10 protein-coding genes and 4 pseudogenes are annotated in these 11,939 nt (G+C 71.6%); 9 read left to right on the top strand and 5 right to left on the bottom strand.

Annotated elements, in window-relative coordinates; genetic code table 11:
• The first annotated feature begins 59 nt into the window (after positions 1 to 59).
• The 4 genes and pseudogenes from OG714_RS24965 to OG714_RS24950 all read left to right on the top strand — a co-directional run.
• On the top strand, positions 60 to 698 hold the full coding sequence (locus OG714_RS24965) for an NAD(P)-dependent oxidoreductase (RefSeq protein ID WP_406124191.1): 639 nt from the start codon (positions 60 to 62) through the stop codon (positions 696 to 698).
• Between the two features lie 5 nt (positions 699 to 703).
• A complete protein-coding gene (locus OG714_RS24960) occupies positions 704 to 1,915 on the top strand; it encodes a PP2C family protein-serine/threonine phosphatase (protein ID WP_406124189.1) in 1,212 nt (403 codons plus the stop codon).
• Between the two features lie 100 nt (positions 1,916 to 2,015).
• Positions 2,016 to 2,654, top strand: a pseudogene (locus OG714_RS24955) (hypothetical protein); the annotation flags it as partial.
• A gap of 876 nt (positions 2,655 to 3,530) precedes the next feature.
• Positions 3,531 to 3,950 (top strand): annotated as a pseudogene (locus OG714_RS24950) (hypothetical protein); the annotation flags it as partial.
• A gap of 136 nt (positions 3,951 to 4,086) precedes the next feature.
• On the opposite strand, the gene OG714_RS24945 reads toward OG714_RS24950, so the two are convergent.
• On the bottom strand, positions 4,087 to 4,701 hold the full coding sequence (locus tag OG714_RS24945; RefSeq protein ID WP_406124187.1) for a TetR/AcrR family transcriptional regulator C-terminal domain-containing protein: 615 nt from the start codon (positions 4,699 to 4,701) through the stop codon (positions 4,087 to 4,089).
• A gap of 114 nt (positions 4,702 to 4,815) precedes the next feature.
• On the opposite strand from OG714_RS24945, the gene OG714_RS24940 reads away from it, so the two are divergent.
• The 3 genes and pseudogenes from OG714_RS24940 to OG714_RS24930 all read left to right on the top strand — a co-directional run bounded on the left by OG714_RS24940 (position 4,816) and on the right by OG714_RS24930 (position 8,047).
• Positions 4,816 to 5,739: an alpha/beta hydrolase gene (locus OG714_RS24940; RefSeq protein WP_406124186.1), complete on the top strand. Its 924-nt coding sequence runs from the start codon at positions 4,816 to 4,818 to the stop codon at positions 5,737 to 5,739.
• 50 nt (positions 5,740 to 5,789) lie between these two features.
• Positions 5,790 to 7,294, top strand: a pseudogene (locus OG714_RS24935) (FAD-dependent monooxygenase).
• 345 nt (positions 7,295 to 7,639) lie between these two features.
• The gene (locus tag OG714_RS24930) at positions 7,640 to 8,047 is read left to right on the top strand and encodes a RidA family protein (protein ID WP_019055281.1); all 408 of its coding nucleotides are present in this window, start codon (positions 7,640 to 7,642) and stop codon (positions 8,045 to 8,047) included.
• A gap of 49 nt (positions 8,048 to 8,096) precedes the next feature.
• On the opposite strand, the gene OG714_RS24925 is transcribed toward OG714_RS24930, so the two are convergent.
• Positions 8,097 to 9,341, bottom strand: coding sequence for an amidohydrolase (locus OG714_RS24925; protein WP_406124184.1), 1,245 nt, complete (start codon positions 9,339 to 9,341; stop codon positions 8,097 to 8,099).
• 94 nt (positions 9,342 to 9,435) lie between these two features.
• A complete protein-coding gene (locus OG714_RS24920; protein ID WP_406124183.1) occupies positions 9,436 to 9,864 on the bottom strand; it encodes a ribosome-inactivating family protein in 429 nt (142 codons plus the stop codon).
• On the opposite strand from OG714_RS24920, the pseudogene OG714_RS24915 reads away from it, so the two are divergent.
• Positions 9,791 to 9,976, top strand: a pseudogene (locus OG714_RS24915) (hypothetical protein); the annotation flags it as partial. The gene OG714_RS24920 and the pseudogene OG714_RS24915 sit on opposite strands and share 74 nt — an antisense overlap.
• A gap of 466 nt (positions 9,977 to 10,442) precedes the next feature.
• A complete protein-coding gene (locus OG714_RS24910; RefSeq protein ID WP_406124181.1) occupies positions 10,443 to 11,282 on the top strand; it encodes a mechanosensitive ion channel family protein in 840 nt (279 codons plus the stop codon).
• A gap of 15 nt (positions 11,283 to 11,297) precedes the next feature.
• On the opposite strand, the gene OG714_RS24905 is transcribed toward OG714_RS24910, so the two are convergent.
• Together OG714_RS24905 and OG714_RS24900 are read right to left on the bottom strand one after the other, a co-directional pair.
• Complete coding sequence (locus OG714_RS24905) at positions 11,298 to 11,447, bottom strand: hypothetical protein (protein WP_406124179.1); 150 nt, start codon at positions 11,445 to 11,447, stop codon at positions 11,298 to 11,300.
• Between the two features lie 122 nt (positions 11,448 to 11,569).
• Positions 11,570 to 11,887, bottom strand: coding sequence for a DUF6401 family natural product biosynthesis protein (locus OG714_RS24900; RefSeq protein WP_406124177.1), 318 nt, complete (start codon positions 11,885 to 11,887; stop codon positions 11,570 to 11,572).
• Positions 11,888 to 11,939: the final 52 nt, after the last annotated feature.

Here is an 11,939-nt window from a genome sequence, read left to right as displayed (position 1 = left end):
GGCGGAGGCGGTGGCAAGTCGGAGTGCGGCCTTGGTTGCCCCGTGCTTCGCTGGGGCGCATGAAGCTCGTACTCTTCGGCGCCACCGGCATGGTCGGCAGCCGGATCGCGACGGAGGCGTCGGCCCGCGGCCACCAGGTCCTCGCGGTCAGCCGCTCCGGCCAGTCGCCCGTCCCCGGGGTCACCGCCACGGCGGCCGACGCCTCGGACCCGGAGAACGTCGCCGAGGTCGCGCGCGGCGCCGACGCGGTCGCCTCCGCGTGCGTACCGCCCCGCGACGGCAGCGACCCGCGCGGCCCCTTCCTCGCCCTGAACGAGGCGCTCGTGGCGGGCGTCCGCGCGGCCGGTGCCGGGCGGCTCCTGGTGGTCGGCGGCGCCGGCGGCCTGGAGGTCGCCCCCGGGCAGGCCCTCAGCGACCAGCCCGGCTTCCCCGAGGCCTACCTCCCGGAGGCCCACGCCCACCGCGACGTCCTCGCCTACTACCGAGGCCTGGACGACAGCCTCGACTGGACCTACGTCTCCCCCGCCGCCGAGATCGCCCCGGGCACCCGCACCGGCCGCTTCCGCGTCGGCGGGGACCGGTTCATGACCGACGACCAGGGGCGCAGCTTCATCAGCGCCGAGGACTACGCGGTCGCCTTCGTCGACGAACTGGAGCGGCACACCCACCCGCGCGGCCGGATGTCGGTCGCGTACTAACGGTCGTGCGCCGACGTGGACCGGGGCTCGGACGGGTGCGTTACGGCGACTCCGGGCGCTCCTCGCTCGACCGGCTGCCCCGCGCCGGCGACCCCGACGCGATCCGGCGTCAGCATCTGCTGCGGGTGCGCGGGCGGAGCGTCGCCTGGATACCGCCGCTGCTGGTGCTCATCAGCATCCTGGTGATCGACTGGTGGACCGGCGGCGAGTTCCGGACCGTCTCGTGGATCGTGCTCGTGCCCGGGATCGCCGCGGCGATCTGCGGGGTGCGCGGCACGGCCGTGTTCGCGGTGCTCGGCCTCGCCACCTACGTCCTCGCCGACCACGCCTGGCCGCGCCAGTACCAGACCGGCCTGCCCGACTTCATCCTCGTCGGCGTCGGCGGCGCCTTCGCCGTGCTGGCCTGCGCGGTCCGGGTCCGCGGCGAACGCCGCATGCTGCACATGCGGGACGTCGCCGAGACCACCCGCCGCACCCTGCTGCGCCCGCTGCCGCCCGGCTGGGGCGGCCTCGACCACGCGGCCGTCTACCTCGCCGCGGACGCCTTCGCCCGCGTCGGCGGCGACTTCTACGACATCCAGCCCGGCCTGCACGGCACCCGCGCCCTCGTCGGCGACGTCCAGGGCAAGGGGCTCGGCGCGGTGGAGGCGGCGGCCGCGCTGCTCGGCACGTTCCGTGAGGCGGGGTACCACGAGCCGGAACTCGCTACCGTCGCCGCGCGGCTGGAGACCCGGATCCACCGGCACGGGCTGCATCTCGCCGCCCTCGACCCCGAGGACGACGACCGCATCGACCGGTTCGCGACAGCGGTCCTGCTGAGCTTCCCCGTCGCCGAACCGGACACCGTCGAGGTCGTCAACTTCGGTCACGAACCCCCGCTCGTGGTCGGCCCGCACGGGGTACGGTCCCTGCCGCCCGGGCACGGACTCCCGCTCGGGCTGGGCGAGTTGGCCCACATGGACGGGCCGCCGCCGACGCTCCGGATCAGCCTCGCGCCCGGTGAGACCCTCCTCGTCGTCACGGACGGGGTGACGGAGGCGCGGGACGGGGCAGGGGTCTTCTATCCGCTCAAGTCCCTTGTCGCGGAGGCCGTTTCCGTCGATCCGCGGCTCGCCGACCCGGACCGCCTCGTCGCCTTCGTCCGCGACAGCACCCTGCGCCACAGTGGCGGACATCTCGCCGACGACACCACGATCTTCGCGGTACGGCGGTCCTGACATCACCCTTTGCAGCAGCAGAGGTTGGGCAGAGGTTACGGTGCTTGGGTACGAAGTGAACGATGTGATCGCCGTGTTCGACGGTTCGGGGGAGGGCGCCATGCCTGGAACGGTGTTGCTGCTCGCGGCCTCGCCGGTCGGCAAGGGCCGGCTGGTGGACGCGGCCTCGGTACTCCCCGTGCTCGCGGCCGTCGACCCCGCCGTGCTGTCCGGCACGGACACCGCCAACGTTGTCGAACTCGCCGACCCGTTGGAGCCGCAGGCTGTACTGACCCGGTTGCGTGCCGCCGCCACGGCACCGGGGCCGTTGACCGTGTTCGTCACCGGCCAGCTCCAACTCGACCGGAAACAGCACCTTCCGCACCTGGCTCTTGCTCGTACGACTCCGGCGACCGTCCGTTACACCGGGTTCCCCTGGGCCTGGGTCCGGGAGGAGTTGCGCTTGCGCGCACCGGGGACGACGACGTTGCTGCTCGACCTCCACACCGACGCGGAGACCTGGCAGTGGCTGCACACGCATCCGCTCGACTCGGGCCGCACGAACGCCGTTTACGGTCGCATCGCCCCGCCTCCCGCTCGGCGCAGCGTGGCCGTCCCGGCGTACATGAAGGCGGTCGCGACGATTCTGCGCAGCGGGTGGCGTCCGCCGGTGGAGCAGTTGCATCAGCAGGCGTTGGGGCGGCTGGGGGCGGAGGGGTATGCGGATGTGGTGCTTGCGGCGCCGGGGGGTGTTGGTGGGCCGGGGAGTGTTGGTGTGCTGGGGGGTGTCGGTGCGCCGCGGAATGTGGGTGCGACGGGGGGTGTCGGTGCGCTGGGAGGTGTCGGTGTGCCGGGGGGTGTCGGTGCGCGGGGGAATGTGGGTGCGCCGGAGAGCGCTGGTGCGGGCGTCCCTGGGGGCTCCGCCCCCAGACCCCCATCGGCCCTGAAGGGGCCTCGTCCTCAAACGCCGGACGGGCTGGATTTTGCCGGCCTGAGTCGAGAGGGTGCGGCTCAGAGGCAGGAGGATGCCTTCCTGAGTGGAAAGAGCGTGCCGCAAGGCCAGGAGGATGCCGGCCTCGGTCGAAAGAGTGCGGCTCAGGGCCGGGGCAGTGAACTGCGGAGCCAGGACGGTGCGTCGCGGAGCCCGGAGGTTGCGCGGCCCAGCGAGGAAGGTGCGCCGCAGGGCCGGAACAGTGTGCCGCCAAGTCACGAAACCGGACGGCGTGGCCCGGAGGGTGCGGGGCGGAGCCAGGACGGTGCGCTACCAAGCCGGGAGGTTGCGCGGCCCAGCGAGGAAGGTGCGCCGCAAGGCCGGAACAGTGTGCCGCCAAGTCACGAAACCGGACGGCGTGGCCCGGAGGGTGCGGGGCGGAGCCAGGACGGTGCGCTACCAAGCCGGGAGGTTGCGCGGCCCAGCCAGGAAGGTGCGCCGCAGGGCCGGAACAGTGTGCCGCCAGGCCAGGAAGGTGCATGGCGAAGCCAGGACAGTGCGCCACCGAGCCAGGAAGGTGCGCGGCGAAGCCAATACGGGGCGCCGTCGAGCCACGACAGCGCCCCGCCGAGCCACGACAACGACCTACCGAGCTACGACAGCGCCCAGCTGAGCCACGACAACGACCCGCCAAGCCACGACAACGACCCGCACATCGCCGTCGCCTCCGCCGCGCAGGACGGGCGTCATCTCGACGCCGATGCCCTCGCCGTCGAGCACGAGCAGGCTGCCGTGCGGGCGCATGGGCGGGGTTCTGAAGAAGCTCTGCACTGGACCGAGGTACGGGCCGATCTCGCGATGTTGGCGGGGGACCCGGTGCGCAGTTGCCGGGCGTGGCTCGCGGTGGCGGCCGCGCGGCTGGCGGTGGGGCAGGCGCCCGGTACGGCGGCGGTCGAGGCGGCCGTGGACCGGGCTCATCATCAGTGGGGGCAGATCCACGACCCCGCGACCGCCCGTGAACTCGGCCTCACGCTCGCCGAGTTGAGGAGTCGGGTGCCGGGGCGCCGCGCGGGTGCCCTGGACCACGTACGCAAGCAGCTGCTCCAACTCCAGCCGCAGGGGTAGGCGTTGGGCGGTAGGTGGGCCGGCCGAACGCTCACTGTTAGCTCATGCGGGCCAACTTCCGCCATGGATCGCGTACGGAAGCAGCTGATTCAACTCCAGCCGCAGGGCTAGGCCTAGATACCGCGCTGGCCAGCGCTCACTGGGCGCCCGTTCGGGCCAACTCCACCCGCAGTGCTGTCATTTGCATGTCCAGCGCGAACTCGAAGCGTTCGTCGAAGGTGCCGGCGATGACGTAGGCGGAGGCTTTGCGCAGGGCCGGGAACGTGTCGTCGTCGAAGGCCAGCACGGGGTCGGGTGCGTCGGCGGACTGGGCCTGCTGCTCCTGGGTGATGCCGAGGATCAGATAGAACACGGTCCAGTTCGCCCAGGCCGCTGTCCGGGGCGGGAAACCCGCGTCCAGAAGGGTTTGGATCATCGTGTCGCCCAAGCGGTACGTGTTGATCTCCGTGGTCGCGATTCCCGAGACCAGGCGTGCTCCGTCGCGATGGGCCAGGAGGGCCCTCCGGCTCCAGTGGGCGAGGGCGCGGAAGCGGTCCTCCCACTGCGAGGGGAGGGTGGTGACGTCCAGTCCCGTGAAGATGGCGTCCGACATGAGGACGAGCAGTCGCTGCTTGTTCTCCGCGTGCCATCGGACGGTGTTGTGCTGCACGCCCAGCCTGTCCGCGACGGCGCGCATGGTCACCTTGTCCAGGCCCTGCTCGTCGAGCACGTCGAGTGCCGCGTCGACGACCGCCGTACGGCTGATGCCCATCGTGTCTTCCTCCGTGACTCCTCTTGTCCAGTGGCCAACAATATAGGCGAACATCCTTGTCCACTGGACAAGGGTGGCGTTACCGTTCGGTGCCCGAGAGGCGAGGAGTGCGCTGTGTTCCTGGATCCTGAGTTTCTTCCGGTTTATGAGTCGCTGCCGGAGATGGACGTGTTCGCCGATGTGCAGGGGGCCCGTGTGGCCCTCAGCGTGGCCAGCGGCGACGGCAAGTCGGACGGCGAGGTGAACGTCGAGGACCGTGAGATCGTCACGGATGGGCACGCACTGGGCCTGCGGGTCTACACCCCCGTCCCCAGGAGCGCCGCTCCGCTGCCGGTGGCGGTCTGGATCCACGGGGGCGGGTTCGTCCTCGGCGGGCCCAACGCGGAGGACGCCACCTGCCGGCGGCTGACCGCCGAGCTGGGTATCGCCATCGTCGCCCCGGACTACCGGCTCGCCCCGGAGCATCCCTATCCCGCCGCGTTCGACGACTGCTACGCCGCGCTGCGCTGGGTGGTCGACGAAGCGGACGCCTTGGGAGTCGACGTAGCGAGGGTGGCACTGGGCGGGCACTCCGCCGGTGCCGCCCTGGTGGCGGCTGTCGCGCTCGCCGCCCGCGACCGGCAAGGGCCGCACATCAGGTACCTCCACCTCGGATACCCGGTCCTCGACGACCGCCTGGAGACCGATTCGGCGCGGGCCGTCACCGATCCGAAGCTCTTCAACCGGCAAGGGGCGGCGGCCGGTTGGGAGCTCTATCTCCAGGGGAGCGATCCGGGGGCGGGCTACGCCGTGCCGGGCCGGGCGAAGGACCTGAGGGACCTGCCGGCCAGCTACATCCTGGTCGACGGGGTCGATCCGGCACGGGACGAGGCGCTGGAGTTCGCCGCCCGGCTGAGCGCGGCCGGCAACTCCGTCGAACTCCACCTTGTGCCCGGCGTACCGCACATGTTCGACGTCCTCGCCCCTGGTATCCGGGCGAGCCGCCGGGCCGTAGCGGCCTGGACCTCCGCGTTCGCCCACGGGATCGGAGCGTCATGAACCAACAGGTCGTCATGAACCAGCAGGTCGCCATGAATCAGCAGGTCGCCATGAATCAGCAGGTCGTCATCGCGGGAGCGGGGCCCGTCGGGCTCTGGCTGGCCGCGGAGCTGCGGCTCGCCGGCATCACGGTCACCGTCCTGGAGCCGCGCCTGGAGCGAGATCCGAACTCCAAGGCGCTCACCGTCCACCCCCGCACCATCGAGCTGCTGGCCTCCCGGGGCCTGGAGAAGCCCTTCCTCGAAGAGGGCGTGCAGATCCCCAGCGGGCACTTCGCGGTCCTCGACAGCCGGCTCGACTTCGGCCTGCTGGAGACCGGCTTCCCCTTCACCCTGGCGCTGCTCCAGAGCCGTACCGAGGAACTGTTCGAGATCCAGGCCCGGGCGGCCGGCGCGGACATCCGCCGCGGCCACCGCGTCACCGGTCTGACCGAGACCCCCGACTCGGTCACCGTGCACATCGAGGGCCCCGACGGCCCGTACGACGAGGAAGCGCTCTACGTCGCCGGCTGCGACGGCACGCGCAGCACGGTCCGTACGAGCGCCCAAATCCCGTACCCGGGCGACGACTTCACCGTGCTGGGCTTCCTCGGCGACGTCGTCCTGGACGATCCACCGCCGGGGGTGGCGTTCAGCAGGACCGGCATCGACGGCCTCCTGATGATCGTCGCGCTGCCGGGCGGCCTGCACCGCGTCGTGGGCACCGTGCCCTCCGACGTCCGCACCGACTGGCCCGGCGACCTCACCCTGGAGGAACTGCGGGCGAACGTCCGGCAGGTCACGGGTACCGACTTCGGTCTGCACTCGCCGGTCTGGCTGTCCCGCTACAGCAACACCAGCCGCCAGGCGGAGCGTTACGTCAAGGGCCGGGTGGTCCTCGCCGGCGACGCCGCCCACCAGCACATGCCCGCGGGCGGGGTGGGGCTCAACGTCGGCGTCCAGGACGCCACCAACCTCGGCTGGAAACTCGCGGCCACCATCCAGGGCCGGGCGCCGGCCGGCCTGCTCGACACGTACCACGACGAGCGCCACCCGGTCGGCGCCGACCTGCTGGAGCACACCCGCGCCCAGACGGCCCTGCTCTCCGCGTTCACCCCGACGGCCAGCGACTGCGTTCGCTGCTCAGCAAACTCGTCGCCGAGCAGCCGGCGCTGAGCCGGACCCTGGGTGAGCGCCTCTCCGGGCTGCACGTCGCCTACGACGCCCCCACCGCCGACGCGCACCCCCTGGTCGGCCGGCGAGCGCCCGACCTCGCCTTCACCGACGGCGGCGACACCGTGTTCGCCCTGCTGCGGACCGGCCGCCACGTCCTGCTCGACCTGCTCGGCTCCCGCGACGACCGGGGAACGCCCCTGGCCACCGCCGAGGACGGCCCCTTGGTCACCCGCACCGGCACGCTCACCGGGGAACACGCGCCCTGGGCGGAGATCACCGCCGCGCTGATCCGCCCAGACGGCCATGTCGCCTGGGCGACCGAGGAGCACGACTCCGAGAAGCGCGTGGCCGTCACCCGCGAGGCCCTCGACCGGGCCGGCCTCACCGGGACCAACTGCTGACGGTCCCGACCGCTAACAGCCCCGTCCGCTGACGGTCCCAACTGCTGACGGTCCCGTCCGCTGACGGTCCCGACCACTAGCGGTCCCGTCCGCGACGACCGGTCTGCCGCAGCCCCTCGGGGCTCGTCCGGCGGATCCTGTCGCGGACGCGGGATCCGGCACGCCAACCGGCGCTGATCAGGCGCCGCCGCTTTCCTGCGGCCTGATCCGCCGGATAGGCCCCCGCCACAGGCCGGGCTGTCCGGGCCGACCACGGCCCGACCTGACCCGGGCCGACGACGGCCCGACCGGACCCGGCCCGACTCGACCCAACTCACCCTCTCCACAACACCCTTGGGAGTACACATGTCCGCGGAAATGATCAACCCCCCGACGCTCGCCCCGCCCGTCATGAACCTCTACACGCAGGTCGTCGCCGCGACCGGCACCCGGTTCGTGGCCATCGCCGGTCAGGTCGCCATCGACACCGAAGGGCAGCTCGTCGGCCCCGGCGACTTCGCTGCCCAGGCCGAACAGGTCTTCCGCAACCTCCGGGCCGCGCTCGAAGCGGCCGGCGCCACCCCGGCGGACCTGATCAAGATGACGATCCACGTCGTGGGCCACCGCCCCGAGATGATCGACACGGTCTTCACGGCCGGCAGCAAGGCCTTCGACGGCGAGTGGCCGCTGCCGGCCAGCACGTACCTCGGCGTCGAGGCGCTCGGCCTGCCGGAATGGCTCATAGAGGTCGACGGCTACGCGGTCATCGCCTGACGCGGCGCCACCCCGGCACGGGCCGCGCCGAGGTGGCCGGGGACCGTGTCTACTTCACCGTGAGGATCTCCAACGCGCCCGACACCAGGGTCCGTACACCCGGTACGACCGTCACCAGGTCGGGTGCGAAGTTCGGGCTGTGGTTGCTGGGGACGGCGTGGAACTTCTCCATCAGGTCCGTGCCGGGAGCCACGTCCCAGGTGGCGGCCGGGGTGCTCGTCACGAACCAGTAGGAGTACGGCACCCCGTCCGGGACGAGGCGGGGGAAGTCCTCGCTGCCCGTCGCCGGGCCGGGGTCGAAGACCGTGCCCGCGCCGAGGACCTCGGTGTGCACGGCGCCGATCCGGCGGTCGGTGTCCGCGTCGTTGACCATCGTGGGGAGGCTGGTGCCCACGGTCATCTCGGGCTCGCGCGGGCAGCCCGCGGCGAGGGCCTCGCCGGCCGCGATACGGCGGATCGCGGCGATCATCCGGTCCCGTACGTCGTCGGACTGGGTGCGCAGGTTGAGGGAGATCCGGGCGGTGGCCGGGATGATGTTGTGCCGGGTGCCCGCCTCGATGCGGCCCACGGTCAGGACGGCCGAATCGCGGGCCGCGATCTCCCGGGACACGACCGTCTGAAGGCGGGTGACCAGGTACGCGGCGGTGACGACCGGGTCGACCGTCGCCTCCGGGCGGGAGCCGTGGCCGCCGAGTCCGTGGACGACGATGTCGAGGTCCGTCGAGGCCGACATGATCAGGCCGGGCACGTGCGGGTAGAACCCGGCGGGACCCGGTGCCGCGTGCTGGGCGAGCAGGACGTCCGGCCGCGGGACGCGCTCGTACAGACCGTCGGCGACCATCGCCGCCGCGCCCTCGCCCGTCTCCTCCGCGGGCTGGCCCACCAGCACCAGCGTCCCCGACCAGGTGTCCCGCCCGGCGGCCAGCGCCTGCGCGGCACCGGCCAGCCAGGTCACGTGCAGGTCGTGCCCGCAGGCGTGCATCACACCGGGGACCGAGGAGGCGTACGGCAGTCCCGTCTCCTCCTGCACCGGCAGCGCGTCCATGTCGGCGCGCAGCAGCACGGTCGGGCCCTCGCCGTTGCGGAGCACCGCGGCGACGCCGGTGCCGCCGATGCCCTCGACGGTGTCGTAGCCCGCCTTGGTGAGGCGTTCGGCGAGCTTGGTGGCCGTGCGGTGTTCGCCGCCGGACAGCTCGGGGTGTCGGTGCAGGTCCCGGTAGAAGTCCTCCAGGTCGGGGACCGGGAGGTCGGCGGTGAGGTCAAGTGCGGTGCGCGCGGCGGGTGATGAGGTCACGGGGGCAGCGTATGCGGGCCGGATGCGCGTGCGGGAGCCCCGGCGGGACAGGGGGGATGTCCCGCCGGGGCAGCGGCTGTTCAGGGGAGAGCGGCTACCTGCTGCCCGCCCTCGGCGCGAGGCGCAGGATGTTCGCGATCGCCTGGAGGGTGTCGAAGTGGTAGCGGCCGATGTTCGGGGTCGGCTGGGTGCGCGGGTTGTTCAGCCGGTTCTGGAGGTTGTTGCCGAGGGTCTGCCAGTTGTGGATCAGGCCCTCGTCGTCGTGGTCGAACTGGTAGCCGTTGTTCTCCGTGATGGCTGCCTCGATGCGGTCGGAGATCGCGTTGAAGCGGGCGCCCTCGGCGATGGCCTCGACGTAGAACAGCATGGCACCGACACGCTGCGCGCCCGTGGAGTTGGCGGCGGCCAGGATGCCCTGGTTGTAGGCCGTCCACGTGTAGGAGAAGCGGGAACGCCTGACCCGGGCCCGGCTCCTGACCGCCGACGAGGACGGCGTCCAGCTCGCCCACGAGGCCCTGATCACCAGCTGTCCCCGACTCCACGACTGGATCGAACGGGAACGGGAGCGGCTGCGGCATCACCGGATGCTGACGGACGCGGCACGCACATGGCTGGAGCACGACCGGGATCCGGGGGGCGCTGCACCGGGGGACGACGCCGACGAACGTCCGCCGGCCAGGCGGCCACCCTCGCGACCGACACCCTCAGGGGCGCGAGGCTGTATTTGATGTGCGGCTACCGCCACGCGGGCGCGACCAGCCCCCACGGACCCGCACCCGGCACCCAACCCCCCCTACTGCCCCCTGACCACCCCCGAACGCGCCTTCCTCACCGTCTCCCTCTCCGTCGTCCTCGCCATAGCCGTGCTGACAGCCGGGCCCTGGCACGGGTCTGCGCGAGGACGGGGAACGCGGAGCCGACGCGGGCGCAGTGGCGGACGTACGTGCCGGACGCGCCGTACCGCCGCATCTGCTGATCCGGCCGCTCCTCACCCGTACGGCCCAGCTCACGCGGCCACGCCCGTGCGGCGCTGCTCCACTGATGAATAACAACAAGGGGGCCGGTAGTACCCACTAGGACCCACCGAAGGAAGTGCCGCCCATGGCTGTTCCCGAAGCCAACCTCGCCATCAACTTCACCCAGGGGCTGAACGACGCCTGGTCGAAGGTCGCGCAGTTCGTGCCGAAGCTCGTCGGTTTCCTGATCATCCTGGCCATCGGCTGGTTCGTCTCGAAGATGATCGCCCGCGTCCTGGACCGGGTGCTGCGCAAGGTCGGCTCGGAGAAACTCTCCGAACGGGCCGGTACGGAACGGTACTTGCGGGACTCCAAGTACGACATGACCGGCATCGTCTGCAAGATCGTGTACTACGCGCTGATGCTGATCACCCTCCAGCTGGCGCTCGGCGTCTTCGGCGCCAACCCGGTCAGCACGATGATCAACGGCATCGTCGCCTGGCTCCCGCGCGGCATCGTCGCGGTCGTCCTGGTCGTCGTCGCGATGGCCATCGCCAACGCGGTCCGCGGCATCGTGGGCAGCGCTCTCTCGTCCATGTCGTACGGCAAGATGCTCGCGACCATCGTCTGGGCCTGCATCATGGCGCTCGGCGTGATCGCGGCCCTCGGCCAGGCGGGCATCGCCACCTCGGTCACCCAGCCGGTGCTCTACGCGGCCCTCGCGACCGCGGCCGGCATCCTGATCGTCGGTGTCGGCGGCGGCATGATCACCCCGATGCGCCAGCGCATGGAACGCATGCTGATGGCCGCCGAGCGCGAGACCACCAACGCGAGGGGCAGCCTCACGGCCTACCAGTCGGGCCGCGAGGACGCGATGACCAACCAGCCGGTGCGTGAGCGCACCGACATGGGGACGGACATGGGGACGGACGGACGACGGGACATGCCCGGGTCGTCGGGCATGCCGGGGTCGTCAGGCATGTGACCTGTGTGGACAGCCCTACCGGGCCACGTGGAGATGCGGAACCCGCGTGGCCTCGTGGGCCGGACGGGGCTCGGCCGCTTTGGCCGGGTTCGCGGCCGCCGCGCCGATCAGGGCGGCGACAGCGATGACGGCGGCGCAGAATCCTCTGACGTAACGCGCGGACATACCAACCTCGCAACGACAGTGACAGCGACGAATTAAACACGCTTAATGCGTGCCTAACTTAGGGGGTCGGGGTGCGCAACGGGAAGGGCTTCAGGGCGAGTTGAGCCATCGGAAACCCGTTTTCAGTCACCGTGGCGCTGCTCGGGGAGCAGACCGTGGCGGTGGATCAGCCAGCTGATGGCCGTCAGCCTGCACACCGCGTAGTCGTGGCCGACCGGCTCCCGCCAGTCCAGCTCCGCGAGGGCGTCCAGGAAGCCGAGCGCGTAGTCCGTGAGGTCGGTGTGGTCCGGGGGCGGGGGCGTCAGGTCCGGGCCGCCGGCCGCGAGGCGTTCCCGCAGTTCAGCCACGTGCTGGTCCACCGCGGCCGTGAAGGCAGGCTCGAAGGCGAACTCCGCGAAGCGGGGCCCGTACGCGCTGCTGATCTTGGCCAAAGGGGACATTTCTCCACCGTACGGCAGGCGGGGGCGGGTGGGTTGCGTGATTCCCGTCACC

This window comes from Streptomyces sp. NBC_00989 (genome assembly GCF_045162655.1).
Taxonomy (GTDB): Bacteria; Actinomycetota; Actinomycetes; order Streptomycetales; family Streptomycetaceae; genus Streptomyces.
The sequence above is the reverse complement of the archived record's forward strand: the minus strand, read 5'-3'. Positions and strand labels throughout refer to the sequence as shown.